The sequence below is a fragment of the Spirosoma agri genome, from assembly GCF_010747415.1.
GTDB lineage: Bacteria > Bacteroidota > Bacteroidia > Cytophagales > Spirosomataceae > Spirosoma > Spirosoma agri.
The window spans coordinates 1,141,127-1,166,804 of record NZ_JAAGNZ010000002.1 but is presented as its reverse complement, the minus strand read 5'-3'; the positions used below and the strand labels follow the sequence as shown (position 1 = coordinate 1,166,804).

Annotated in this window: 23 protein-coding genes; 15 read left to right on the top strand and 8 right to left on the bottom strand. The window is 51.5% G+C overall.

Annotation, left to right across the window (positions count from 1 at the left end; genetic code table 11):
* The first annotated feature begins 104 nt into the window (after nt 1-104).
* From GK091_RS21480 to GK091_RS21455, 6 genes are all read left to right on the top strand, one after another.
* On the top strand, nt 105-425 hold the full coding sequence (locus tag GK091_RS21480) for a DUF3276 family protein (protein ID WP_164041924.1): 321 nt from the start codon (nt 105-107) through the stop codon (nt 423-425).
* 215 nt (nt 426-640) lie between these two features.
* Entirely contained in the window at nt 641-1,741 is a 1,101-nt protein-coding gene (gene ychF / locus GK091_RS21475) for a redox-regulated ATPase YchF (protein WP_164041923.1), read from the top strand.
* A 50-nt stretch (nt 1,742-1,791) separates the two neighbouring features.
* Nucleotides 1,792-2,358 carry a Crp/Fnr family transcriptional regulator gene (locus tag GK091_RS21470; protein WP_164041922.1) on the top strand — a complete coding sequence of 189 codons (567 nt, stop codon included), beginning with the start codon at nt 1,792-1,794 and terminating at the stop codon, nt 2,356-2,358.
* Between the two features lie 86 nt (nt 2,359-2,444).
* The gene (locus tag GK091_RS21465; RefSeq protein ID WP_164041921.1) at nt 2,445-2,702 is read left to right on the top strand and encodes a hypothetical protein; all 258 of its coding nucleotides are present in this window, start codon (nt 2,445-2,447) and stop codon (nt 2,700-2,702) included.
* 15 nt (nt 2,703-2,717) lie between these two features.
* The gene (locus GK091_RS21460; protein WP_164041920.1) at nt 2,718-3,221 is read left to right on the top strand and encodes a hypothetical protein; all 504 of its coding nucleotides are present in this window, start codon (nt 2,718-2,720) and stop codon (nt 3,219-3,221) included.
* A gap of 28 nt (nt 3,222-3,249) precedes the next feature.
* A complete protein-coding gene (locus GK091_RS21455; RefSeq protein WP_164041919.1) occupies nt 3,250-3,456 on the top strand; it encodes a hypothetical protein in 207 nt (68 codons plus the stop codon).
* Between the two features lie 175 nt (nt 3,457-3,631).
* Here the strand turns inward: GK091_RS21455 and GK091_RS21450 are convergent, their stop codons facing one another.
* Entirely contained in the window at nt 3,632-4,930 is a 1,299-nt protein-coding gene (locus GK091_RS21450; RefSeq protein ID WP_164041918.1) for a type IX secretion system plug protein, read from the bottom strand.
* A gap of 148 nt (nt 4,931-5,078) precedes the next feature.
* Between GK091_RS21450 and GK091_RS21445 the strand changes: the two genes are divergently transcribed.
* The 7 genes from GK091_RS21445 (at nt 5,079) to GK091_RS21415 (ending at nt 13,236) form a co-directional block, all read left to right on the top strand.
* A complete protein-coding gene (locus tag GK091_RS21445; protein ID WP_164041917.1) occupies nt 5,079-6,017 on the top strand; it encodes a bestrophin family protein in 939 nt (312 codons plus the stop codon).
* A gap of 169 nt (nt 6,018-6,186) precedes the next feature.
* Nucleotides 6,187-6,579 (top strand): nuclear transport factor 2 family protein, encoded by a 393-nt coding sequence (locus tag GK091_RS21440; protein ID WP_246202346.1) that lies wholly within the window; start codon nt 6,187-6,189, stop codon nt 6,577-6,579.
* A 226-nt stretch (nt 6,580-6,805) separates the two neighbouring features.
* A complete protein-coding gene (locus GK091_RS21435) occupies nt 6,806-7,537 on the top strand; it encodes an OmpA family protein (RefSeq protein ID WP_164041915.1) in 732 nt (243 codons plus the stop codon).
* Nucleotides 7,538-7,740: 203 nt separating this feature from the next.
* Complete coding sequence (locus GK091_RS21430; protein ID WP_164041914.1) at nt 7,741-9,546, top strand: SGNH/GDSL hydrolase family protein; 1,806 nt, start codon at nt 7,741-7,743, stop codon at nt 9,544-9,546.
* Nucleotides 9,547-9,831: 285 nt separating this feature from the next.
* On the top strand, nt 9,832-10,644 hold the full coding sequence (locus GK091_RS21425) for an oxygenase MpaB family protein (RefSeq protein ID WP_164041913.1): 813 nt from the start codon (nt 9,832-9,834) through the stop codon (nt 10,642-10,644).
* Between the two features lie 65 nt (nt 10,645-10,709).
* Nucleotides 10,710-12,092, top strand: a complete 1,383-nt coding sequence (locus GK091_RS21420; protein ID WP_164041912.1) for an L-serine ammonia-lyase — start codon at nt 10,710-10,712, stop codon at nt 12,090-12,092.
* A gap of 67 nt (nt 12,093-12,159) precedes the next feature.
* Nucleotides 12,160-13,236: an AI-2E family transporter gene (locus tag GK091_RS21415; protein WP_164041911.1), complete on the top strand. Its 1,077-nt coding sequence runs from the start codon at nt 12,160-12,162 to the stop codon at nt 13,234-13,236.
* Nucleotides 13,237-13,342: 106 nt separating this feature from the next.
* On the opposite strand, the gene GK091_RS21410 is transcribed toward GK091_RS21415, so the two are convergent.
* The 3 genes from GK091_RS21410 to GK091_RS21400 form a co-directional block, all read right to left on the bottom strand.
* Nucleotides 13,343-13,729 carry a hypothetical protein gene (locus GK091_RS21410; protein WP_164041910.1) on the bottom strand — a complete coding sequence of 129 codons (387 nt, stop codon included), beginning with the start codon at nt 13,727-13,729 and terminating at the stop codon, nt 13,343-13,345.
* A 176-nt stretch (nt 13,730-13,905) separates the two neighbouring features.
* Nucleotides 13,906-16,425 carry a PspC domain-containing protein gene (locus GK091_RS21405; RefSeq protein WP_164041909.1) on the bottom strand — a complete coding sequence of 840 codons (2,520 nt, stop codon included), beginning with the start codon at nt 16,423-16,425 and terminating at the stop codon, nt 13,906-13,908.
* Nucleotides 16,426-16,446: 21 nt separating this feature from the next.
* Nucleotides 16,447-16,857, bottom strand: a complete 411-nt coding sequence (locus GK091_RS21400; RefSeq protein ID WP_164041908.1) for a PadR family transcriptional regulator — start codon at nt 16,855-16,857, stop codon at nt 16,447-16,449.
* A 296-nt stretch (nt 16,858-17,153) separates the two neighbouring features.
* Here GK091_RS21400 and porU2 point away from each other — a divergent pair, with 296 nt between their 5' ends.
* Both porU2 and GK091_RS21390 read left to right on the top strand, forming a co-directional pair.
* The gene (gene porU2 / locus GK091_RS21395; protein ID WP_164041907.1) at nt 17,154-21,170 is read left to right on the top strand and encodes a putative type IX secretion system sortase PorU2; all 4,017 of its coding nucleotides are present in this window, start codon (nt 17,154-17,156) and stop codon (nt 21,168-21,170) included.
* Nucleotides 21,170-22,252: an acyltransferase family protein gene (locus tag GK091_RS21390; RefSeq protein WP_164041906.1), complete on the top strand. Its 1,083-nt coding sequence runs from the start codon at nt 21,170-21,172 to the stop codon at nt 22,250-22,252. Before porU2 ends, GK091_RS21390 begins: the two co-directional genes overlap by 1 nt.
* 14 nt (nt 22,253-22,266) lie before the next feature.
* Here the strand turns inward: GK091_RS21390 and GK091_RS21385 are convergent, their stop codons facing one another.
* The 4 genes from GK091_RS21385 to kdsA form a co-directional block, all read right to left on the bottom strand.
* Nucleotides 22,267-22,929: a thiamine diphosphokinase gene (locus GK091_RS21385; RefSeq protein ID WP_164041905.1), complete on the bottom strand. Its 663-nt coding sequence runs from the start codon at nt 22,927-22,929 to the stop codon at nt 22,267-22,269.
* Nucleotides 22,930-23,203: 274 nt separating this feature from the next.
* The gene (kdsB, locus tag GK091_RS21380) at nt 23,204-23,959 is read right to left on the bottom strand and encodes a 3-deoxy-manno-octulosonate cytidylyltransferase (RefSeq protein ID WP_164041904.1); all 756 of its coding nucleotides are present in this window, start codon (nt 23,957-23,959) and stop codon (nt 23,204-23,206) included.
* 93 nt (nt 23,960-24,052) lie between these two features.
* Nucleotides 24,053-24,784 carry a phosphatase gene (locus GK091_RS21375; RefSeq protein ID WP_317166335.1) on the bottom strand — a complete coding sequence of 244 codons (732 nt, stop codon included), beginning with the start codon at nt 24,782-24,784 and terminating at the stop codon, nt 24,053-24,055.
* Nucleotides 24,785-24,825: 41 nt separating this feature from the next.
* Nucleotides 24,826-25,677, bottom strand: a complete 852-nt coding sequence (kdsA, locus tag GK091_RS21370; RefSeq protein ID WP_164041903.1) for a 3-deoxy-8-phosphooctulonate synthase — start codon at nt 25,675-25,677, stop codon at nt 24,826-24,828.
* Between the last annotated feature and the right edge of the window lies 1 nt (nt 25,678).

Genomic DNA, 25,678 nt, shown 5'->3' with positions numbered 1-25,678 from the left:
TTTTAGGGGCATTTTACCCCTAAATATATTTCCAGCCATAATTTTTGTTCTGCCCTGATTGCCCGTATCTTTAGGAGTCACGAACGTACTAAACCTCACTGATTGTGGACGAAAGAGAACGGGAAAAGATTTATTCCAAGCGGGTTCGGGCGGGTAAACGGACGTATTTTTTCGACGTCAAATCAACGCGCGCCAACGATTATTACCTCACCATTACCGAGAGTCGACGGCACCCGCAAGGCGATGGCTTTATCTACGAAAAGCACAAGCTATTTTTATATAAAGAAGATTTTGACAAGTTTATTGAGGCCCTTCAGGAAACTGTTGAACACGTCAAAACCGATCTCATGCCCGAAGTTGATTTCACTCAATTCGCCCAGCGCGATGAACAGGATGATTTCGCCAGTGAATTAAAGTGGGAATAACCGCCGTTTTAGCTACTAAATTTCTGTATATGGGTTGACTGTACTCACTACCTCTTACGTATTAATAGACTCATCAAGCCAAGGCATCATGCTGAAGGCTTTTTTTATTCGTAATTTTGTGTAAAAAATAAAGGAGTGAAAAAGCGAACATGCATAAGGGCGGTCAAACTGCCTCACTCATTCGCCCTTTCACGCCTGTACTCTTTCACTTTCTTATGGGCTTACAATGTGGTATCGTGGGCTTACCTAATGTAGGTAAATCGACGCTCTTTAACGCAATTTCGAGTGGGAAGGCCGAAGCAGCCAATTACCCATTCTGTACAATAGAACCAAACGTTGGCGTGGTAACCGTGCCCGACGAACGCCTTGATGCACTCGAAGGACTGGTGAAGCCCCAACGGGTGGTGCCAACCATTATCGAGTTTGTCGACATTGCCGGACTGGTGAAAGGAGCCAGTCAGGGAGCGGGTTTGGGTAACAAATTTCTGGCCAACATTCGGGAGGTCGATGCGATCGTTCACGTGATCCGTTGTTTCGAAGACGACAACATCGTTCACGTTGAAGGAAAAGTTAACCCGATCTCGGATAAGGAAATTATCGACGCTGAACTTCAGTTGAAAGACCTGGAATCGGTCGACAAGAAAATCCAGCGCATCGACAAGGCGGCTCGCGTAGGCGACGCCAAAGCAAAATCCGAACTAGAAATCCTGAAACTCTACAAAGCGGCTCTCGAAGCGGGCAAAAGCGCCCGGACGGTGCAGGTGTCACCCGAAGAGATGGAAACCGCCATCGGCGATATTTCGCTGCTGACCGTAAAACCCGTTATTTACGTAGCCAACGTAGACGAAGGTTCACTGCCAAACGGTAATGCCTATTCGGATACCCTTCGCGAAGCGGTTAAAGACGAAGGCGCGGAGGTCATTATCATCAGTGCGGGTATCGAATCGCAGATTGCCGAGATGGAAGACCCTGAAGAACGCGAGCTTTTCCTCGGCGAATATGGACTTACGGAATCGGGTCTGAGCAAGCTGATCAAAGCTTCCTACAACCTGCTGGGTCTGATCACTTATTTCACGGCGGGCGTTAAAGAGGTTCGCGCCTGGACGATTCACAAAGGCTGGAAAGCGCCACAGGCTGCGGGTGTGATCCACTCCGATTTCGAGCGCAAGTTTATCCGGGCTCAGGTCATGAAACTCCCCGACTTCCAGCAGTTCAAGACCGAATCGGGCGTTCGCGAAGCCGGTAAACTAGCCGTTGAAGGCAAAGAATACATCGTTCAGGACGGCGATATTATGGAGTTCCTCCACAGTGCATAAAAAGTAGGGCGGACATCTTGTCCGCCTTTTTTGTTTCTCAACCACAGCACATGGAGCCTCTGATTGATATACTTCAATCGATCTATCCCGTCTCTGAAGCCTTTCTGCTAGAATTGAAGCGATTCCTCAGGCGCGAAGAAGTCGGTCGCAAACAGTGGCTTCTCCGCCCCGGTGAGATCAGTAGCAAGATTTATTTTATCGAGAAAGGTCTCGTGCGAGGCTTTTACATCCACAACGATAAAGAAGTAACGGTGTGGTTCATGAAAGAAAACGACCTCATTATTTCCATTATCAGTTTTTATACCCGTCAGCCTTCTGAAGAATACATCGAACTTCTGGAAGACGGCGTTGTGTGGTCGATTACGTACGAGCAACTGCAACTACTTTTCCACAATTTTATTGAATTTAATTTTGCCAGTCGGGTACTAACCGAACGCTATTACGCTTTGAGCGAACTGCGCGCTCAGAAATTACGATTACCGTCTGCTCAGGATCGCTACCTTCAGCTATTAGAGGAAATTCCTGACATCTTCACCAGAGCCCCACTCAAGTATATTGCTTCCTCGTTGGGTCTTACCCCCGAAACAGTCAGCCGAATCAGAGCAAAGAAATTGTAGAAGTGAGTCACAAAAATTGATTTCGATCAATTTTTTCAGAACGATAATGCGACAATTTTGGAGAACAAATCAACCTCCATTGTTCTATGAAAAAGCACCTTTTCCGTATCGCTAGCCTAGCAAACTTCGTAATTCCGTTTCTAACTATCAGCTGTGAGCACGTCAATATTGGCGTTAATGATCGTACAGAAACGGCGAAGATGTATAGTCAACCAATTACAGTTTCAGAAGCCAAAGCTTGGTTTGAACAAGCGATGAAAACCGAATCCATCACCAAATCCAGGAGCCGATCGAGCGAAAATACGCTGATCAACTTTCCGAAAGAACCGTACTGGCATTGCTAATAAATCGTCTTACACATGGCAGCACGTACAATCACAAAACAAGGCTGGTGGTATCTGGCAACCGCTCTATTCGTCCTTCTCACCAACGTTTTCTGGCCGGTGCGGCTCATCCCGGCGATGCTCACGCTGGGTAAAGAAGAATCGCTGTGGGGACCCATGCAGTATTCGACCCTGCATGGCGAACTGCGAACCTATCAGGACGGTGTCATCGTCAAAGGCTATTCTTGGCCGAACGTCATCCATAGGTTGAACGGTTACAAAGAATGCCGCCCGACCAGTCCAGACACGGTTCTTTATCGACTCTATGCTCTGAAGCCCTATCAGTTCTGGGATTACGTCAACTATTCTATCGAACCCCGCTGGCGACTACCTTACTTAGACCCGGCCCAGATTCAACCACCGCTCAACCCCAAACCGCCAACGCTTTGTCCTCCCAACTCGCCCGATTACCCACAACCCGAATCGTTTTACAAGGACCATCGGATTCCTATTCCTGCGGGTGCTCCCATTCTAAAGTAGGGCGGGTGGAAACCCGCCTTTTTTTGTTATGACAAACGATACATTATCCAATAGCCGACTGTCACTTGAGCAGAAACAAGGCTTCCGCGACCAATTGCGTGACGCTCGTGGGGCGGCCCTGAAAGACGCCGAAGCATTCACGGAAATCCTATTTGTTATAGAGCGATTAGGGGCTGCCTTCGTGAAAGCAGACAATAAGAATAAATTTAACTTAGGAGCTTATAGAACTACATGAAAGAGCTATTCCATATCAGCCTATCTGATTATGAGCGGAGTAATCTCTATCATACTCCGTCAAAAACAACTTCACAAACTAGTTGAAGACGCTCGGAATGATGCCTTACATCAAGGAGCTGAAGCACAGCATGTTACAACTCATGGTAGACAGAAAAGGCGGGTTGCCACCCGCTTTACTTTCGCTTGTTTACACCTACTCTCTGATAGGCAATCAACTGATCGGCGCGGGAAGCGGGTGGACGGTGGTAGACGAAGACTTCGTAATCGTTTTCGGTTGAGGAGAAACTCCCTTCGATATAGCTCTCGTTGGCCTTCTGCTGGCCGGTTGTTGGCTGAACGACATAGTCATAATTGTAGACGCCCTGCTTGAGCAGCACGGAAGCCCGGTAAGCGCCCAGCACGGAGTCGAACGTCATGCGGGTGCGGTCGTCCAGTTTCCAGAAATTGAACGCCCCATTGACGTACACATTCACATCCGGCAGTTCAGGAATACGCAGTGTAAAGATCGTCTCGATGTAGTCGGCGTTCGTTTGGCCATTACCTGTTTCGCGGTGATCGATCACGAAGAAACCGTTGAAATCATCACTTTGAATGTAAGATCCCTGACTTCTTGGCTGGTCGACCTGTACATACGCAATGTTACGGTCAGCCTTCCGGTCGATTCGATCGATGTAGTTGGCGCGGGAGAGAATCGTGCGGGTGTCGAAAAAACGAAATTCGTTGCCGCCGGGCATGGTGTTGCTTAAATCAACTAGACGATAGTCCAGCACCTGGTCGAATGCCTGTACATTCGTTGGGCGCAGCCCCCTAATTTCGCGATCGTCGCGGTAATTCTGGCGGATAACTACTTTAAAATCGTCCTGCGGAGAAATCACCTGATACCCCTTATAGCTGATCGCCATATCAATCTGTTGGTCCGTAAACTGCCGCGACGGATCGGTTGAGAAACGAACACTGGCCGACACCGCCACTTTATTCTGGTACGTACTGAACCGGCGGGTCAGGATGATGTTGTTTCGATTGCGTTCATCATAAACGACCAGCAGGTAGTTGCCGGGTAGTTTCACCTTCGGAACAGTAAATCGGTAGTGGTAATACGGAATTTTGGTATTCAGCGAGACCTGATAATCCGTGATCGGGTTGTCGTTATATTCGTACGTAAATTCAATATCGTTCAGGACCGATTTTTGCCAGTCGGCGTTACAATGCACCAGCTTGGCCCGAAACGACCGGTAATCAGCTGTCAGATCATCGAACTCAAGCTGCAAGGATACCTGTTCATCCAGCGAAATGACGGGCGGGTTTAAGGTAAGCGACGGATCGTTGGGGTTTGCTCCGACCTGCGGAAACAGTAAGGCCGTCTGGACTTTAGGGTCATAAATCCGATCGACGGTCTGGAGTTGTTGCGCGACCAGGGCAGTGGTAAAAAAACAGAGCAGCAGTGCCGGAAGCAACCTTCGAAAAATAGTCATTTAATCAGTTTTTAGCCTAAACGTGTCCTACTTGCAAACGATTGTGTGCGAACAGGATTATACAATACTGGTAACCCTGGCCGACGTTGAGCGTTGGTTTTTTTGTCAAAAATCAATATGATTGAGGTCTACCCAACCAAAGCGATGTATGGTCAACTATAACCCCAAAGACTGGTTCCGGTTCATTATTACCTTCAACCGGGCTGATACCGTCCGAAAGCTACTACCAATTTTGATTGGTGTGGGTCTTTATTCGTTCATTATTGTCCACATCATTGAGATGATGGGCCTGAGTGATAACCCGCATCTCAAGAATTTTTCGCTCATGCACACGCTGCTGAGCTTTGTCATATCGATGCTGCTGGTTTTTCGCACCAACACTGCCTACGACCGCTGGTGGGAAGGCCGCAAATTATGGGGGTCGTTGGTTAACAACAGCCGAAATCTGGCACTCAAACTGGATCAGCTTCTGGATACGGACCAGGTCGAAACCCGCCAGTTCTTTCGGGCCATGATCCCAAATTTTGCCTTTGCGCTGAAGAATCACCTGCGTCAGCACCCGATCGAGCCGGAATTTGCGGACAGTGCGTCATTCCGTATCGACAACCTGCACCTGAGCGAACACGTACCGCAGCAAATTGCGTTAGCCATTTTTGGAAAACTCCACGATCTCCAGCGTCGGGGTATTCTGCTACCTGAACACCTGCTTATTTTAAATCCCGAAATACAGTCGCTGATGGACGTATGCGGTGCCTGCGAACGGATCAAAAACACACCCATTCCGTTTTCATATAGTTCGTTTATCAAGAAGTTTATCTTCACCTATTGCCTGACACTGCCGCTGGGTTACGTATCGACGTTACATTACCTCGTCGTTCCACTGGTGGTATTCGTTTTTTACGTACTGGCTAGCCTGGAGGTCATTGCCGAAGAAATCGAAAACCCGTTCGGCACCGACGACAACGACCTTCCGCTCGATACGATCTGCAAAACCATTCACAAAACGGTGACCCAATCGTTCGATCATACGGCGCTGCTGGCCCAAACCAGCGAAAATGTGAAGAAAGGATTCTCGTACGAGAAATAAAGCGGGCTCTAAGCGGTCAACAGGCAGCAACGCAAGTAAACAACGACAGCGAACTGGCTTTATGGAGTGAATGCTGGCCCTTCCTGATGGATCGGTAAATACCCATATGCTAAACCCGAGAAAGATGTACGCTAAAAAATTGGTGTTTTTGTTCGTTGTCCTGTGCACGATGACTACCGCAAACAGCTTCGCCCAGAGCCAGGATCAGGCGGTAGCACAGGCCGTCGAAAAATTGCGGAAACTGATGATCGACCCTGACAAGGCGGGTTTGGAAGCGATTGCATCGGACCAGTTGAGTTACGGCCACTCCAGCGGAAAAATTGAAGCGAAAGCCGCTTTCGTTGAGGCTCTTACGAGTGGTGCCTCCGATTTCAAAACGATCGATCTGACCGAGCAGACCATCACCGTTGTGGACAATACTGCGCTGGTACGGCACCGCTTAACCGGTGAAACGCTCGACAAAGGCAACGCAGCACAGGTCAAATTAGCCGTATTGCTGGTTTGGGTAAAACAGAAAGGCGACTGGAAACTGCTCGCCCGGCAAGCCGTTAAAGTCCAGTAATTTCATAAAGCTCATCTCACCCACACATTGTTGGGGCGTTCCCGATGGCTAACTGGCTGCAAAGCAGAGCAATCGGGAACGCTTTCCTGCTTATCAACCATAGATTCTCTCTGTCTTTTTTATACCCATAATCACAACCGGAAATTACATACTTTATAAACAAATATAGGCAAATAGGCACTTATTTTGCAGCGACGTAATCTGACGTTAGCTTACACGTGTCTCTATGCGCCTTTTGCTCCCCCTACTTTTCTGGCTGGCGATAATGAATCCCGGCTATAGTCAGCAAAAAACGATTCGTCAACATCAGTCTACACTCTTTAAAATCAGCGCCGTTGACGATAAAACGTCGGAAGAGGTAGCGGCTAACTTTACGATACGGGCACAATTGGCGAAGAAAACATTTAATGGGCAAACCAGGCCCAGCGGACAACCGTATTCCTTTCTCCTGAATCAAACCGATACGTTGACCGTCTTCGTTAAGTCACCCGGCTACTACGACACGGAGGAGGTCATGGCCATTTCGTGCGACACCTGTACCGACTATGCCTATGTGGTCCGGCTCGAAAAAGCCGAGCCGAAAGCCGATAGTATATTCCGAAATCTTCAGGTCAACAAAACGTTCCGGCTCGACAATGTCTATTTCGATCAGAGCAGTTACGTACTCCGTTCCGAATCGTATCCCCAACTGAATAAGCTCATCAAAACGCTGCGGGCCGTCCCTAAACTGGTTATCGAAATTGCGGGGCATACCGACAACGTGGGCGACCGGCGTTTAAATCAGTACCTCTCCGAAAACCGGGCCAGGGTGATCCGAACCTATCTGGTCACGAATGGTATTGCCGATGCTCGACTGCGGGCCAGCGGCTATGGCGATACGCGACCGGCTGCACCGAATGATTCGGAAGAGAACAAGCGAAAAAATCGTCGGGTCGAGTTTGTTGTCCTGGCGTTGTAAGTCGCCATGTTTGACCATCGCCCGAAATCTACCAAAACCATAAAGTAGCAATGAGGCCATCTACTGCTTTTGTTAGTTGCCAGACGTATCACTGAAAACCAAGCTTACTGAGCAGTTTCCGGCGTAGTGTAGTCGATACGCCATATCTTGGAGATTTGGCGTATCGACTACACTACGCCGGAAACTGCTCCGACGGATCTACCATGACCAGAAAATTACTCGTTTTTATTCTCCTGATCTGCGTTCAGCCATTCACCGCTTCTGCGCAACCGACAACCGACTACGCCTGGTGGAATCCGGCGCAGAACCCCTTTCCGGCTATCGAAGGGCAGGCCTGGCCGAAAGAGGTTCAGAGCCCCTATGACCGACTCCCGGCGCAAGCCGAAAAGACGGTTAGACCACCCGTCTGGAATCTTTCGCACAACGCGGCCGGCTTGCTGGTTCGTTTCAGGGCCAGCACCGATCAGCTCGTTGTTCGGTATGCCGTAACGGGGCCACACGCCTTACCGCATATGCAGGCAACCGGCGTCAGCGGGGTCGATCTTTACGCGCTCAACAGTGATGGCGACTGGCGCTGGTGTACCGGCAAGTATGCCTTCAAGGATACGATCGAGTACCGGTTTACGAACCTGGAACCGAATGATCAGTACCACAAGAAAGGTCGTGAGTACCGGCTCTACCTGCCGCTTTACAATTCGGTGAAATGGCTAGAGATCGGCGTTCCCAAAGGGACATCCTTTACGCCCCTGCCAACCCGGATCGAGAAACCGATCGTCGTCTACGGCACCTCAATTGCACAGGGGGCCTGTGCCTCCCGACCCGGCATGGCCTGGTCCGCTATCCTGGGCCGCAAGCTCGACCGCCCTCTTATCAATCTGGGTTTTTCGGGCAATGGACGGCTGGAAAAAGAACTGGTGGCGTTGTTGCCGGATGTGGACGCTAAACTCTACATCCTCGACTGTCTGCCGAATCTGGTAGCATCCGTCGGGATTGCTCCCGAAGAAATCAAAAGCCGAATCATCGAAGCGGTAAAGACCATACGTCAGAAACGACCGACCACCCCGGTTCTGCTGGTCGAACATGCGGGCTATACGGACGGCTCACTCAATGCCACCCGGCGCAAATTGTACAGTGATGCCAACGAGCTCATGCGGCAGGCCTTCGCACAGCTGAAAACGGAAGGCATCAACCAACTTTATCTGTTGCCTCAAACCGCGATCAATCTGGAAATGGACGATACGGTCGACGGTACGCATCCCTCCGATCTGGGCATGCAGCACTACGCCGATGCCTACGAAAAAAGCATTCGTACAATTTTGAGCGAACCCGTTGGCCCCTACTCCACCACTAAACCATGCAGTCAATTTCGGGATGCCGCGATTTACGATTGGGAAACCCGGCACCGGGACATGCTCGCGCTGGCAAAAGCCAAACCCCCGCGAATCGTTTTTATCGGTAACTCGATTACGCATTATTGGGGCGGTCAGCCACAGGCCCCCATCAGCCGGGGAGCCGACTCGTGGAATACCCTGCTTGAGCCGCTGGGCACGCAGAATTTCGGCTACGGCTGGGACCGAATCGAGAACGTGCTGTGGCGGGTCTACCACGACGAACTCGACGGCTACGCAGCCGCACAGATCGTTCTCATGATCGGCACGAACAATCTGCAACTGAACTCGGATACGGAAATCATTGAAGGCTTGGCATTTCTGGTTGGTGCGATCAAAGCTCGTCAGCCGAACGCGGCTATTCTGTTGCTCGGCATTCTGCCGCGTCGTCAGGGAGAGCCGCGAATTCTGGAACTCAACAAAGGCATTGCGCAGGCATCGGGCCAGTTAAACGTTACTTTCGCCGATCCCGGAACGGTATTTTTGGGAGCGGATGGTAAAATTGACGAATCGTTTTTCACCGATGGACTGCACCCCAACGCCGAAGGTTACCAGAAGCTGGCTGGCAAACTTGTCCCCTATTTGAAACCTGTTGAGCAAAGCGTCCGAAAAAAGCGATAAGATTATTCTGAGGATACTGTCAGGGCAAGCCAACAGGACAAACATCAGCGTATAAAGAGTGCGAACGGGTAGCCGACAACTGCGATCATTCGTCCATTTTTGCATACCCCCGTCAGGATTGGCGGCTGTTTTTGGTGAACCATCTGCCTGAATTCTGCCTTATTAGTTAGGCGAGTTCATTCGACTGGTGCTTTTTGGAACGCAATAGTGCACAGACAATTAAAAAACTTAGTATTCAGAAAACTATACACATAGCGCGATAAAAAATACGTACTCAGTAGTTGTATGAGCCCTAAGAACAGGCCGAATAGTGATCTTGAGCAGGCCCATGAACAGGCCACTTTTTTTGTAGAACCCGGCTCCATTGTCCGCCAGATATGGGGTGATGCGGATGTCATTTTACTTGTCTTTGCCGGATCAGCAGCTGAGTTTGCCCTCAACCGGGCGGTCGACTGGCTATTTTTTACGGGAAAGCTCCCCGCCGATCCCATTGCCCGGCTCTTCTCGACGGTTCGGTACGCACAGGAGATCGTGTTTGCCCCCGAAGCGAAAGCGCGTCAGGCCATTGCGCGGATGGGTGCCATTCACGGGGGAGTCGAGCAGAAACGAGGTTACCAGATTCCGGATTGGGCCTACCGTGATGTGCTTTACATGCTGATTGCTTATTCCGAACGGGCGTACGAAACCCTGCACCGGCCTCTCACCAATCCTGAACGTGAGGAATTGTTCCGTACCTTCCGCGAAGTGGGGGCGGGCATGCATGTTCCCGATCTGCCAACGACCTATGCCGACTGGCGCGTCGATCGGGAGGCTCACCTGGATCGGAATTTGGTTCGTAGTGACTTTACCGACAAACTATTCCGGCGATACCGCGAACAACTGGGCGGCTGGCGGTATGATCTGCTTCGGCAGGCACAGGCGGTATTAGTGCCAGCACAAGTACGCTCGTTATTAAATTTACCACCGAAACCCTGGCTGGCAAACTCTATGGGCCTGTATAAAGTACTAAACCGGCTGGGCCTGCGCTCAATGGTACAGCGCGCTTTGCTACCAACCGACTACATCGATCAGATTCGTAGCCTGGATATGCATCGGTAGCCAATCCGCCACCGGGTTTACCCGTTTTCCGTCATCCCTTAGTTACCGAATTACCACTCATCAGCATGATTAACGCACCGATCACCACGTCCGTTTTTGACCTGTTTAAAGTCGGGCCGGGACCGTCGAGTTCGCACACCATCGGCCCCATGAAGGCGGCTTTCGATTTTCGGGAACGCCTGGCAACACTCTCCACTGACCTACAGGAGCAAGCCGACTCCGTACACGTGATGCTCTACGGATCGCTGAGCGCAACCGGCAAAGGACACGGCACCGATCGGGCCATTGTGGCGGGATTGCTGGGGTGGCAGCCGGAAACCACCGACCCTGACGCATTGCTTCGCTTACTGCGCGATCCTTCGGTCCACTACCCCGTACCAGTCGGCTCGAAACGTATCGAACTGGAACCTCAACAGATTCATTTTGAGCGCAAACGCTACGAGTCACCTTACGCCAACACGATGGTCATTCAGCTCCGGGCGGGTGATCAGGTGCTGACGGAAGAGGAATATTACTCGGTTGGTGGCGGATTCATTATCCGTAAAGGCGAACCAGAGGTCATTCCGGGTAGTCTCGTAGTGCCGTATCCGTATGGCACGATGAACGAACTCAAAGCGCAGCTCACGGAACACGCTATTTCGCTTGATGAGCTACTGATGGCGAACGAAACGGCGCTCACGGGTCGTAGCCGGGCCGAAGTCAACCAGCGGCTCGATCAGATTCTGGACTTTATGCACAAGGCCGTTCGTCGGGGATTACGACACAAAGGCGTTTTGCCCGGTTCGATCAAACTGACCCGCAAGGCACCGATCTTGTTTCAGCAGGCGAAAGGAATGAGCCAGTCGTCGGATAGCTTTCTGATCTTCCTGAACGCCTATTGTCTGGCGGCTTCGGAAGAAAACGCAGCGGGTGGCATCGTCGTAACGGCTCCAACGTCCGGTGCGTCGGGCGTTATTCCGGGATTAACGTATCTGGCTAAACATCATTTCCACTACGACAAAGCCACACTGCGGGCGGGGATGCTGGCGGCTGCCGCAGTCGGTTTTCTGGTTAAGCACAATGCCAGTATTTCGGGTGCCGAGATGGGGTGCATGGGCGAGATCGGGACGGCATCCGCCATGGGAGCCGCTTTTCTGACACGTTGCGCCCAATCGGTGGGATCGATCGGTGCCATCGAAGCTGCGGCTGAAATTGGGATTGAACATCACCTCGGCATGACCTGCGATCCCATTGGCGGTTATGTACAGATTCCGTGCATCGAGCGCAATGCTATGGGTGCCGTAAAAGCCTATAATGCTTATCTGCTGGCCACATCGGGTGCGGCTTCTTTCCAGAAAATTTCCCTCGATGCGGTGATCAAAGTGATGAAGGCGACCGGGCGCGATATGTCCACCAAATATAAGGAAACGTCCGAAGCGGGTCTGGCCCTTAGCGCAACGGAATGCTGATCGCTTAAACAATTGCGGGCCCTTAGCGTGTTTTAGTCCTGTGCGCGACTAATCACGCTACCTTTTTATGGCTACAATCTATACGCCCCAGCAACAGCGAGTTTTACTTATCACCAGTCTGCTCATCATTGCAGGCTTCATTATAGTGGGATTGAGTGGATATGCCTCCGCTTTTCTGGGCGCAGGCATTCTTTATGTTGTCTTACGTCCATGGTTTACGGCACTCGCTATCAAGCGTAAATGGAACCGCCCTCTGGTGGCTACGCTGCTGATCATATTCTCACTGGTCGTCATCATCCTGCCTTTTCTGACCCTGAGTCTCATGCTTATCGGGCGGATTCAATACTACAGCCAGCACACGGACGACATTCTGTCGCTGGTGAAGAAAGCGGAGGATCTGACCGGGTATAAGATTACGAGTCAGCAAAACATCCGAACCATTGCTCAACAGGGAGCGGGTTACGCGAGTCGATTATTGCCATCCATTGCGGGCGGTGCCTTGGACTTTATCGTCATTCTCGGTCTAATGTTCTTCACCATGTATTTCATGTATGTGGAACAGGAGTCTTTCCAGAAAGGCTTGCAAAAATACTTACCGTTCAAACGCGACACCCAGCGCGAATTGGGCGATTCCCTCAAAAACAACGTGAATGCCAACGTACTCGGTCAGGCGCTGGTTTCGCTGGTGCAAGGCATATTAACGGGCGCGACTCTTTGGTTTTTCAACGTTCCGGATGCGCCGTTCTGGGGTGTTGTTGCCTTCTTTATGGCTTTTATTCCACTTCTTGGAACACCGCTGGTTTGGGGACCTGCCGGACTGATCAAATTATCGCAGGGTGACACAGGTGACGGTGCGGGCATTCTGTTGGTCGGCATTATCGTGATCATCAACATCGATAATTTACTCCGCATCATGCTGGCCAAACGTATGGGCGATATTCACCCGCTTATTACGCTGACAGGTATTGTACTCGGCGTTCCCATTTTTGGTATTCTGGGGTTGGTTATCGGGCCGTTACTCCTCTCCTACTTTATCGTGTTGATTCAGGTTTTTGAGCGGCAGAACAAGCAACAGGAGGCCGAAATTGCAGAAGACAAGGAACGGCTGGAAATGGCAGCGCAGCAGGCAGCGGCCAAACGATGAACGGCTGATTATTTATTATCGACAAGTCGATCAGCATCTTTCTTGACCTAATAAGCACCTGATTTTAAGACGCGTGAAGAACGAGCTTCGCGTTATACGGCAAATCTCAGTTGCTTATTGTGTACTCTTCTGGTCCACGGGCGTTGCTTGCGGCTGCGGTTAGCAAGAATTCCCGCTCCGACTTTTCGGTCATCGTGAGGTGGGCTGTGGGGCCTGCCTGCGCAACGAAGTAATATGGTTTACCCGGCTCGAAGTGAATGGAATAAGGCTTCTTGTTTATGATCAGGGCTAAACTGTCGCCAGTGGTCTGGACAATAATCCAGGTGCGGGATTTGATGTGAATGGGCTTCTCCGGACTATTGGCCGTTTGTATGTCGACCGAAACACCGGCAGCCGCATTGAAGATATTCACCTTTACCAAAGCTGCTGCCTGTGCATTGACCAGTGAATGCGTTAACAACGTAATAAAAATAATACTGAGTAACTTTTTCATAGCGTTCGAACGTGCCTGACTACGTTTAGTCTACGGTAATCTGATTTAAATATAACGTTCCTCGCCGAATCGCCATCAATTCTATCAATATTACCAAAAGTAAACGGGTACCGGAGTTAATCAGACCCCAGTCACCCGTTTATTTTACGTACTTGTTTGTATAGGTACCGATCAGCTTACTGGCGAGTCACTTTGCTGGCTCCCGATGTTTCGGAATCGAGCGAACCCACCTGACCTAGTGTTGCGTGACTGGCTCCCGTTGCATCAACCGACGCTTTGTCGATACCCATGCTGGTGGCTTCTACCTTACTGGCTCCATTCAGATCGGCCTCTAGCTCATTGGCGTGGCCGCGCAAGACCGCATTCGATGCACCGGACAGGCTGAGGGTAAGTTTTTTGACTGAACCATCGAACACCGTTCGGCACGCACCACTCATCTCAATATTCAGGTCGTTGTAGTTCGGGAAACCGGTCAGACTGGCTTTCGAGGCCCCCGACAGTTTAAGTTCGTTGATGGACGGAACCGTGATGGTCAGGCCAATACGTTTGCGGTTGCTCCAGTCGAACAGGCCGTTACGGTCAATCGATACGTTCAACGTATTCCCATCGACCTTCACGTTTACCTCTTCCAGATCTTTTTCGCGACCATCAGCAACCACTTTGTAGGTAGTACCCTGACGGAAACGAACCACAAACGCGCCCCCAACGTCTACTTTCGAAAAATTGTTTACGTTGAACTGACGGGTATGATCGCCAACATGGTCAAAGTCGTCGCCCAATTCGTCAGTTACGGCGTTCTGCACATCATCGGTGATGTCGGTCACATCGTTGTCTTCACTAGTATAGTCGCGGTCTTTTTCGCGTGGGTAGTTGATACAGACCAGCCCATCATTTTTCGTAAACTTCCAGAGGCTCGACGACATCCGGTCAATTTCTTTTCCACCAAATTCATTCCGGATAAAGCGGGCGAAATCTTCGGTCATCCGGAATGGTTTCTCGTACGGAATCATCAATTCGATATCCAGATCCTGCGCCCGGAAACGCGCATTCGGTTTCAGTTCAAGTGCGTTGTCGAAGCGTACGGTCGAATCTTTAATGGTGTAGGTGTATTTGATCTCACGGGCGTTCTGCTGCGCTTCGGTCCGGTTCGAGCCCTGTGCTTTAAACTGTTGCACCAGATTTAGCGTCGTACCTTCGTACCCTTTCAGCTCGATGGACGGACGCCAGTCGTCGTTGTCCTGATCGTTCATGGCGAAGGTCGGCGTTGCCGCTGGCACCGTCAGTACGCTGGTTTCTTCGACCGTTCCCCGGCGCTGGAAGCTATTGATCAGGGGGGCAGCGGTTCCGGCAAATATAACCAGACTGACAAGCCACACACCCGCTATCGTTAACGCTGTACGGCTGCTCAACACGTTGCGTGTCGTGATGAGCATGACGCCTAAAATAGCCAGGCCAAAGGAGGGCAGGAAACCAGCCAGGAAGGCCGATAGTACCATGGGAGCCGTTATATCATTGCGAATCATGTTGATGGGTATGCTGCCAAAGTGAGCACCCGATTCAAACCCGATAAAAGCACCCACCACAGCCAAACAGGCTACCATACAGGCGAAAGCAACCACCAGCATCAACAGACCAGCAAAGACCCGGATAATCGTCAGCGTACCCGCCAAGAGCGGACCCAGCGCGCTACCCAATCCACCAATGATCGTCGCAATTGCCCGGAAGGGGAAGAGCAATATCCGCGTCAGCGTACTCTCATTATTGGGCGACTCGTTGATATTCAGGTTTTGTTTGATGCTATTCTCGATGTTCGAGAGCGTGATGGGCTGCCCCTGCATTTCCATTTTCTCAGTCAGCGTATTGGCCTGTGGCGCAATGATCCACAAAACCAGATAGAGCAGGAAGCCAACGCCGAAGAACACGATCCCCAGCACAAACAATAACCGGATAATACCCCGATCAACGCCGAAGTAAGCTGCAATTCCTGAGGCTACACCACCGAGTACCTTGTCTTCCGGATTTCGGAAGAACTTTTTAACCGTTTTGTCTTCTTCAATCGTAGTGACTCCTGGTAAAGCAATCCACATGGCGATGTAAATAATGACCGTGAAGCCACTCAGCCCACCAAAAAAATCACCGTTCGACGCGCCACCTAGTGCGGGTAAACCAGCCACCAGCAGAACGAATATCAGGCGCACCCAAACAACGTCCATGTTGAAGTAATGGGCCAGGCCAGCGGCCACCCCACCCAACGTTTTCCGGCGCATATCCCGAACGAGTCGGCGGGGTTCGGCATACGTTCCGCCTACGGGTTGCGATGCGTAGTCACCCGTGTTTTGACTTCCCGTCTGGTTGCCCGTTGCCTGCGAGCTACCCGATGCAGCCGCCGAATGGCGACCACCGCTGGTGACCAGCACCTCTTCTTCCTCAACGGCTTCAAAATCGGCAACGGTCCCCATAGCCGCAACGAGTTCGTTCACGTCTTCGAGCGATACCGCCTGCTTGTCGGCGGCTTTGAGTTTAGCCAGCAGTTTTTCCGCGATCCGGTTCTCAATGTCCGTGACGATTTCCTGGCTGTCTTCATAGGTCGAAAAGTACTGCTGTACCGACGTCAGGTAGCCCCTGAGCTTGTCGTAGCCATCCTCTTCAATGTGGAAGATGACCCCACTTATGTTGATACTTATTGTCTTTTTCATGGCGATTGAAACGTGAATAGGTTAAGCGTTGGTTGAAGGAGTGATGGGATCGGACGCATTCGTCATGGGTGCGGCATTGCCGTTGGCCGGTTTCTTGTGCTGATCAGTCTTGCCAACGATGGAGTTCACGGATTCGGCAAGTTCCTGCCAGGTATCGTTAAGCGACCCAAGCGAATCACGGCCCAGATCGGTCAGAATGTAATATTTTCGCGGTGGCCCTGACGTTGATTCTACCCATTTGTAGTCGAGCAAGCCCGCATTTTTGAGTCGAGTCAGCAGTGGATAAAGGGTACCTTCCACCACCATGATTCGCGCAGACGTCAGTTCATCGAGCATATCGGAGGCATACACTTCGCCCCTCGATATGATGTGCAGTATGCAGAATTCCAAAATTCCCTTTCGCATCTGCACCTGAGCATTTTCAATATTCATCGGTGTTTGTGATTTAAGTAGTTGTTCCAATCCGACGTTGGACAATCCGGGGCGTCGACTCTGGCAGTTACGAACTCCTGATTACAACGACTGAATGCGATCGGGTTTACCACCGACGGTTAATCATCATCCGAAATCCGTGCATCAAAGGTAGCATAAGGTACTATGTGATGCAAGGTACCTTTTTAAAAATTTCAGCTTGATCTGATCAACGGCAAAAAAAACGGGTGAGTGGTAGTCTTACGGTATGGCTGGAGACGAAGTTTTTGTAACTTTATCTACCATAATGTACCCTTATGCATAACTATTGGCTTTGCGGTCTTTGTAGCCTGATTTTCAGTCACCTGTCCTTGGCGCAGCGTCCGGTGGCGGGGAACGAGTGGATTCGCTACGACCAGACGTATTTCAAGTTACCGATTGCCCAACGTAATGTGTATCGGGTCACCATGGCTGACCTACAGCAGGCAGGCGTTCCCGTTCAGACGATCAATCCGAAGACGTTACAACTCTTCCATCGCGGTATTGAACAGGCGATTTACGTAGACGGCGAAGCGGATAACCGATTCGATACAACTGATTTCGTGGAATTCTACGGTCGTGGCAACGATGGCGCGCAGGATTCATTACTCTACCGACCCATCAGTGCCCAGCCCCACAAGTACTACAGCCTTTTCAACGACACAACGGCCTATTTTCTGACCTGGCGGCTCGACGGTAAGCCCGGAAAACGAATGGATACCTACACTGATACCGATCTTACGCGGTTGACACCCGACCCCTATCACTGGGCAGAAGACATACGCGTATTTACCGACACCTATCCGGGCTGGGCAGCGGGCATTCCTCCCAAGGTTGAGTACAGCTATTTTGAAGCGGGTGAAGGCTATACGGGCATTGTCCAGCAGAAAGGTAAATTCTACGATAATACGTTTACCACGACGAATGCTTTTCGCGCTGGGCCATCACCGCAACTGGCGGTCTTGCTGGTCGGTCGCGACTACATCAATCATACGGTTCAATGCCACGTTGGGTCCTCTACGGCGTCACGACGTTTACTCGATTCACTGCGTTTTCAACGCTATGACAATACCCTCCTGCTCAGCGAGTTACGCTGGTCTGACGTTGGCGAAGATGGGCAATTCGTGGTTTCGACCGTCTCGTTGGGTGAACAGTTTACAGCCGATCCGTATTCTGTATCCTACATTCGGTTGCGTTATCCCCAGCGTTTCGTGGGCAACGGACTGCCTCTGCAAACCTTTCAACTTACGGCAAATACAGCTGGCCGTTCGCTGGTAACCATTGAAAGTGTGCCTGCTGCTTCCCAATTCTGGGACATTTCAGATCCTACGGCTCCAATTCGAATGGGCAGTACCACCTCGTCCGGATATTCCGTCAGTCTGGTTGTGCGTGATACAGAGAGCAGTCGTACGCTGCTCCGTTGCAGCGAACCCATACGAGTTTCCCGCATCTCGCCCGTAACGTTTACGAACTGGTCAGGTCGCCGGCCAACGTACGTCATTATCAGCCACGAATCCCTGATGAAACCGGCCAGTGGGCAACCCGATGCAGTACAAGCCTATGCTGCCTACCGAGCATCCATCGCTGGTGGTCAGCATGATACACTCACAACAACCGTCCAGCAGCTCTTCGATCAGTTCAGCTACGGCGAACGCCATCCACTCGCCATTCGGCGGTTTGCCGATCAGCTGCTTCGGCAGAGTAGTGGCGCGGTCAACCGACCCCGTTTCTTGCTGCTCATTGGCCAGGGTCGCAGCACACCCGGCGTACGGCGTAACCCCAATCAGGCGACAATCGATCTGGTCCCCACGGCGGGGTTTCCCGGCTCCGATGTTGTGTTTACGGCTGGTTTGGATGGGAAACCGCAGGATGTACCGGCGATTCCGACGGGCCGGCTCAATGCGACAAAACCACAGCAGGTCATCGATTATCTGAATAAGGTCAGGGAGTTTGAAGCACTACCGGCAACCCAGCCGTGGCGCAAAAAACTACTGCACCTGAGCGGTGGCTATACGACGAACGAAGCGATTTTATTTCACGCATTGCTAAAGGGATACGAAAAACAAGCCGCAGCCGAATCGCTGGGGGCGCACGTAATAACCGTTGCCAAGCAAACCGATAGTCCGGTTGAGACGATCAACGTCGCCAGACAAGTCAATGAGGGGGTGGGGCTTATGACATTTTTCGGCCATTCGAGCCTCGATGTAACGGATTTGGATATTGGCTTTTGCTCAAACGACGCATTGGGCTACGCGAATAAAGGCCAGTATCCACTCATGCTAATCAATGGCTGCGCCAGCGGGAACATCTTTTACAGTCAGCCAACCTTTAGTGCCGACTGGCTACTAACGCCCAACCGGGGCGCTATTGCTGTTATTGCCAACAGCCACTTGGGGTATGTTGATGTGCTGGATCGATACAGCCGCCATTTCTACGACTTACTAGCCGACAGCACGTTTCTGACAAAGCCGATTGGCGAGATCCAGCAGGAAACCATCCGGCGCACCCTGGTACAGACACCCGATGGCTTCGATTTATCAAACACGCAACAGATGGTTTTACAGGGCGACCCGGCCATTCGGATCTTCCCGTTCGACACGCCCGATTACGCTATGGCAGCCGGTGGGATCACCATTCGTGATTCGAAAAATCAGGCCCTCTCGACACTGAGCGACTCGGTACGGGTAACGATGGTAGTCGAAAATCAGGGGCAATACCGGAAAGAGTTAATTTCTGTTCGCATCAGCAGACAAGTCAATGGCCGCCAATCGGGTGTGTATACCCTAACCTTACCACACGCGGTTGCCTTTCGCGACACGTTCACGCTAAGTCTGCCCAACGACCATTACGCGATTGGCCTGAATCAGTTCGACGTTACGCTCAACCCGACGAATAGTATACACGAACGCAATCGGACTAATAATCAGGTCAGTATAGAATGGATGGTTACCGGCCCAGGTATCGCGCTGATTTATCCGCCGGTCTCCGACACGATCAACTCGCGCACCGTCCGACTAACTGCTCAGTCTTTTGCTCGTGACGTACGCTCCTTTGAGCTGGAACTGGACACGACAACCCGGTTCGACAGTCCCAACCGACTCAGCCAGCGCATCAGGGCTGAAACCACGATTAGCTACCCGGCTACACTGACCGCTCAGTCCGGAACAAGGTATTATTGGCGAGTCCGGGAGTCAGACATCGCGCCGAACGAATGGGTAACCGGTTCCTTTACGTTTGACTCCACCAGCACTATGCAGGGTTTGCCCGAAGGTCAGATTCAACTGGGCGCGGCCTTACCAGCCGATCGTCAACAGGGTGATGTGGTTGCGATACCTATACTGTTCACCAATCTAAGCGCCTACGCCTTCACCGACTCGCTAACCGTACAACAATCCATCTATACAGCAAAATTTACCCAGTCGCTCACCACCCAATGGCGGATAAAAGCCCCCGCTCCTGGTGACACGACGCGTTTCATCACCCACATTCCGACCGAAAATCTGGCAGGCACGAACCGACTCATTCTGACGGTAAACCCACGAATCTTACCGGAATATTCCTTTATCAATAACACCGTTGACCTGCCGATACAGGTACGACCGGATCCGGTTGGGCCGCTACTGGAAGTCGCCATCGATGGCAACCGAATTGACGATGGTGCACCCGTATCTGCGCGACCGACCATTGACGTGTTGGTAGCCGATGACAACCGCTCCCTAATCCGGCGCGATACGGTGGGAATAGATATGTTTTTGCAACGGCCCGGAAACGATAATCTGTTCGAACGACTTAGCTGGCGCAATGCGACGAGTCAACCCGCCGGAGCCGATACTATTTTTCGGATTCGCTATGCATCACCGCTATTGACCGAGGGCCTTTATCAGCTGCGCGTCACCGCCCGCGACGCGGTAGGCAATGCCGCAGCCCCGTATCAGATCAGTTTTCGGGTGATCAACGAGCGGGAACTAACAGACTTTACGATCTATCCAAATCCGTTTCGCGATCGGGTGACGTTTGCATTTCGCCTGACGGGCGACAAAGCACCCGACGCGATTACACTGACAATCACAGACCTGAATGGGCATGTACTACGTCAGTTGACCGCGAATCCGGCAAATTTTTCTAGCCGCATCGGTCTGAACGAATGGCACTGGGATGGCTGTACCGATTCGGGCGAACCAGTCCCGGCCGGGTTGTATTTCCACCATTTCATGATTCATGAAGCTGGACAAGATTGGCCCCTTGCCGACACGGTACGGAACAAACTTCGCGGTCGTCTGATTCTTATCCGTTGATGGTTGCGCGAAATCCGAATCAGGGCAATACTGTTCCCCGTTATATTCCCGCGTTGACGGGACTACGAGCGGTAGCGGCTTATCTGGTTTTCGTGCATCACTACAACCCAGTTGCAGACGATGGCTGGTTACATAGACTGGTAGCGCAGGGGTACGCAGGTGTCACGATTTTCTTTGCTCTCAGTGGCTTTCTGATCTATCACCGATACGCTAATGCTTACCTTGATACGACAAACTGGTCATGGCGAGCATATTACCAGAACCGGTTTGCCCGAATTTTTCCAGTATACATACTGGTACTGGCCTTAACGATTGGTGTTGCGATCTGGCGCGGTCAATCGGTGAGTTGGTTTGAGGTTGGCGTTAACCTGACATTGATCAAAGGTTTTTTCGAGCCGTACAAATTCAGTGGCCTTGCCCAAAGCTGGAGCCTGACCGTCGAGGAATGTTTCTACTTAACAGCGCCCTGGTTGTTCGTCGTTCTCCGCCGTTGGGGACCGATATGGCTCACGGCTTTTCTGGTCAGCGCCGGTCTCTTTTTGTGGCTGGTCGTCGGCGGACTACACTGGCATGGTTTGTTCGGGAGCGTGCCTTTTGTGCTTTTTTACACGTTTTTCGGGCGCTCTTTCGATTTCATCGTTGGTATGTGGCTTGCCTGGCAGTGGCATTCCGGCAGGTTAACGGGCGTACGCTATACGACCATATATGGTCTCGTGCTAGTAGCGGTCTGTGTAGGTTGGCAAACCTGGATAACGGGTCAGGCCAGCAGCTCGACCACACTCGTATGGAGCGAATTTATTGCCTATAACCTTGGCCTATCCGTTGGTATTGGCTTCTTCGTGCATGGGCTGCTCTGCGAACCATCTCGTTTAAAACGAGTTTTAGCCCAACCCATAGCACTCGCTTTAGGCCAAAGTTCCTACGCGTTTTACCTGATTCACATTGGCGTCATCAGCAAACTCATTCAGCAAAAATTGACCGGTACAAACCTAGGATTCCTGTTTATGTGTTTAATAGCCCTTGCTTACGGTTTGTACCGCTGGGTGGAGAAACCCCTGCAACAGCGCTTTAGAGCGGGGTAAGTACTACTGACAACCTAATCCCAGCATTCCATAATGAGCAAATCGCCGGTTTGCGCTTCGACACGAACGAACCCATCGACAGCCGCTTCGTTACTGCTGCTGGTCCGGTAACCAAGCGTCAACGTAGCGTCCTGAAGGTTGTAGGTTAACCCTTCAGATGTGAAACCCGTTACCGTTCCGACCGGGATCAGCGAAATGGGGGTTCCGGCTGCGTACCACTTCTCAAACCGGCCAACCAGTGGAAATATTCGGGAGTGATCATCGATCATGACGATACGAATCCGGTCCTTGTAGCGCACGATATTTGTCATATTCGTCAGGCTATGATCAGCCCGGCGACCCGTTGCCCAGACAATATTGACAGCCGGATAACCGCGTTCAATGAGGTACTCAATACCTTTATCGAGGTCCGTTTTGTCCTGGTCCGGCGTATGGACGATGTCGATCGGGTATTGCTGCGACCGAACCTGATCAAGGTCCATATCGCGGTCAAAATCGCCGAGCAGCACGTCGATTTTAATACCCAGTTCCAGCACCCGCCAGATCGCACTGTCGAGCACAACTACCGTCGGGCTCCACTCCAGCAATTGCCCCAATAGGTCGGGCTGGCAGGCTTCGCCATTGGCAATTAGTAGAGCAGGCTCTTGTTTTTCGCGGACAACGTGATGTGAGGACATAGTTGGGCAAAGATAAATCGGCAAGTCGTATCGATACCGATTATTTTTGGTCTGATTGATGGGGCCGTTCTAATACCTGCTCAACTGGCTCGGCTAGATTAAGCCCTACGGGTTCTGGTGATTAGTTTCACTTCGCTCGCCCCACCGACATGTTCCTGTTTTCCGTCCAGACGTACTTTCTCCAGCCCTACACACTCAAAGCAGTGGCGTGTTTATTGGTGTGGGCCGGGTACAGTATCAACTCTGGACGCAACTCAAAACCAACCGTTCTCAGCTATTGCACGCTGCGTAGCGCCTTTTCGATGTCGGCAGGATCGTCAATGCTCGGCGTTTGATACCGCGTTTCGATAAGCTTGATCCGGTAACCGGCTTCGAGCCAGCGGAGTTGTTCCAGCGACTCCGCCTGTTCGAGCGGAGAAGGGGGCAGTAGGGTGATCTTTTCCAGAACATCAGCCCGATACGCGTATAACCCAACGTGCCGATGATAAACATGGTGCTGGTGCCAGACAGCCGGATCTAAACCCCACAGGTACGGGATGGCCGACCGGCTAAAATACAATGCTTCATTGCGCGCGTTGACCGTAATTTTGGCCTCTTTGGGATTGTGCAGCAAGTCAGCGGAATCGACGGACGCCATTTGCGTGGCTAATTCGACCGAACCATCCAGCATGGCCGCCAGCTCGTCAATTTGCTCAGGATCAATGAAGGGTTCGTCACCCTGAATGTTAATCACATAATCCGACGAAAGCGAGCGAACATCCGCTTCGGCAATCAGTCGGCTGTACGCTTCCCAGCATCGATCCGTACCGCTCGGGTGGTCGGTCCGCGTCATAACAGCCTCACCACCAATACGCAGAACCGCTTCCACAATGCGCTCGTCATCCGTTGCCACAACGACTTTGTCCAATGACTTCGCCTGCCAGGCCTGTTCCAGAACGCGCTGGATCATTGACTTGCCACCGATGTCAGCCAGTGGTTTCCCCGGAAACCGGGTTGACCCGTAGCGCGCAGGAATTATTCCGATAATCATAATTGGCTTAATGAATGTGAGATTTTAAACACCGGATTATGGACGCTATTCGTAGAACAACCTAGTATCCTTCATCCAGTATCTAGCATTTATTTACACGGTTTTAGGTTCCGGGCCATCCGGTCCGACGAGCCAGTAGCTGGGTTCGATGGCTTGCCGCTGCTGGTAATACTGGTCATAAACGGGTCGGTAGCGCAGTCGTTCACCCATGACGGAATCGAACTGACCGAGCAATCCTAACATCAGTTCACACCCTTCACGCACCGCAAAATGACCGCTCTCATTACCCGTCACGTAATCGGCGTACCCGTTGCGAATCACATAATCGGTAAACAGTGGGTTGGCATTCCGACGCACCATGATGCGCACGCCAGCGACTTGGGCAACGGACAGATCGAGGGCATCATCGAAAAAAAACGCGACTTCGCTCGGTTGTAGCTTGTGCTGATCCAGAAAATGAGCCAGCACCTCTACCTTGTTCTTAGCCTGTGAATAACAGGCATGAAAATGTTCCCGACGTACGAGGGCATCGGCCAGGCCGTTGATCACGCCCGTGATGATCGCAACGGCGGGCAATTGCCCTCCATGATGCAGCCAGAAACCAAATCGGAGCAGGTTGGTACCCATCGAATCGACCTCACTGAACGAACTGCTGCCCGCTTCGGTTTTGACCCCGTCGTTGAACACGCCATCCCAGTCGAACACGATGGCCCGAACGGCCTTGAGCTTCTCAGTCAGTACGTCGGGAGCTGTTACAAATTGGCCGCCAAGCGCCGTAAAAGTCTGTTCGATATCAATCATAAAAAAGATGTAGGAATTGGGCATAGGATCTGGTTGATAGATCCTATGCCCAATACCCTACATCATTAAGCTAGTTCTGGTAACGTGTTCCGGTATTTTACTTCGACTGCGTGCAGTTCGAGCAAAGGCTTCAAAAATTCCTCCAGATAGCGAATATCCAATTGGCTGGCGGCATCGCAAAGGGCCTCCGATGGGCAGGTGTGCGTTTCCACGAACAACCCATCAACACCCGCAGCCACCCCCGCCCGAGCCAATACGGGCAGGTATTCCCGTGCTCCGCCTTTAGCATCAGCCGATGGAATCCCGTATTTCCGGATGGCATGGGTTACGTCGAACACCACGGGGTAGTTAGTGCGTGCCATGTGGTAGAAACTGCGCGGATCAACCACTAAGTCGTTGTAACCGAAGGTATAACCGCGCTCGGTCAGGATGATCTGGTCATTGCCGGAATCTTCGACTTTTTTGACCGGATGCTTCATATTTTCCGGAGCCAGGAACTGACCGTGTTTGATGTTCACGACTTTTCCCGTTTTTGCCGCTGCCACCACGAGCATGGTCTGCATACAGAGATAAGCCGGAATTTGCAGGACATCAACTACGTCGGCAGCGGGTGCGCACTGGTCAGGATAGTGCACATCGGTCAGCAATGGAAAGCCGAACTGCTCCTTTACCTTAGCCAGAATCTTCATGCCTTTGTCGATACCAGGGCCATTGTAATAGTTCAGGCTGGACCGATTATCTTTCTGGAACGACGATTTGTAAATGATCTTGATGCCAACCCGCTCCTGGATTTCCCGGAGTTGTTCGGCTACCGTCATCATGATTTTTTCGTCTTCAATAACGCAAGGTCCGGAAATGAGGAACAACTCATCCGACCCGCATTCGATGTCGCCAACGCGAACGATTTTTTGAGACATT

Coding starts and splice junctions, on each gene's coding strand:
- GK091_RS21400 (WP_164041908.1), bottom strand. CDS start 16,857: ATGAATATTGAAAATGCTCAGGTGCAGATGCGAAAGGGAATTTTGGAA.
- GK091_RS21450 (WP_164041918.1), bottom strand. CDS start 4,930: ATGACTATTTTTCGAAGGTTGCTTCCGGCACTGCTGCTCTGTTTTTTT.
- GK091_RS21470 (WP_164041922.1), top strand. CDS start 1,792: ATGGAGCCTCTGATTGATATACTTCAATCGATCTATCCCGTCTCTGAA.
- kdsA (WP_164041903.1), bottom strand. CDS start 25,677: ATGTCTCAAAAAATCGTTCGCGTTGGCGACATCGAATGCGGGTCGGAT.
- GK091_RS21390 (WP_164041906.1), top strand. CDS start 21,170: ATGGTTGCGCGAAATCCGAATCAGGGCAATACTGTTCCCCGTTATATT.
- GK091_RS21440 (WP_246202346.1), top strand. CDS start 6,187: ATGACTACCGCAAACAGCTTCGCCCAGAGCCAGGATCAGGCGGTAGCA.
- ychF (WP_164041923.1), top strand. CDS start 641: ATGGGCTTACAATGTGGTATCGTGGGCTTACCTAATGTAGGTAAATCG.
- GK091_RS21385 (WP_164041905.1), bottom strand. CDS start 22,929: ATGTCCTCACATCACGTTGTCCGCGAAAAACAAGAGCCTGCTCTACTA.
- GK091_RS21455 (WP_164041919.1), top strand. CDS start 3,250: ATGACAAACGATACATTATCCAATAGCCGACTGTCACTTGAGCAGAAA.
- GK091_RS21435 (WP_164041915.1), top strand. CDS start 6,806: ATGCGCCTTTTGCTCCCCCTACTTTTCTGGCTGGCGATAATGAATCCC.
- GK091_RS21460 (WP_164041920.1), top strand. CDS start 2,718: ATGGCAGCACGTACAATCACAAAACAAGGCTGGTGGTATCTGGCAACC.
- GK091_RS21430 (WP_164041914.1), top strand. CDS start 7,741: ATGACCAGAAAATTACTCGTTTTTATTCTCCTGATCTGCGTTCAGCCA.
- GK091_RS21445 (WP_164041917.1), top strand. CDS start 5,079: ATGGTCAACTATAACCCCAAAGACTGGTTCCGGTTCATTATTACCTTC.
- GK091_RS21465 (WP_164041921.1), top strand. CDS start 2,445: ATGAAAAAGCACCTTTTCCGTATCGCTAGCCTAGCAAACTTCGTAATT.
- kdsB (WP_164041904.1), bottom strand. CDS start 23,959: ATGATTATCGGAATAATTCCTGCGCGCTACGGGTCAACCCGGTTTCCG.
- GK091_RS21375 (WP_317166335.1), bottom strand. CDS start 24,784: ATGCCCAATTCCTACATCTTTTTTATGATTGATATCGAACAGACTTTT.
- GK091_RS21415 (WP_164041911.1), top strand. CDS start 12,160: ATGGCTACAATCTATACGCCCCAGCAACAGCGAGTTTTACTTATCACC.
- GK091_RS21425 (WP_164041913.1), top strand. CDS start 9,832: ATGAGCCCTAAGAACAGGCCGAATAGTGATCTTGAGCAGGCCCATGAA.
- GK091_RS21405 (WP_164041909.1), bottom strand. CDS start 16,425: ATGAAAAAGACAATAAGTATCAACATAAGTGGGGTCATCTTCCACATT.
- porU2 (WP_164041907.1), top strand. CDS start 17,154: ATGCATAACTATTGGCTTTGCGGTCTTTGTAGCCTGATTTTCAGTCAC.
- GK091_RS21410 (WP_164041910.1), bottom strand. CDS start 13,729: ATGAAAAAGTTACTCAGTATTATTTTTATTACGTTGTTAACGCATTCA.
- GK091_RS21420 (WP_164041912.1), top strand. CDS start 10,710: ATGATTAACGCACCGATCACCACGTCCGTTTTTGACCTGTTTAAAGTC.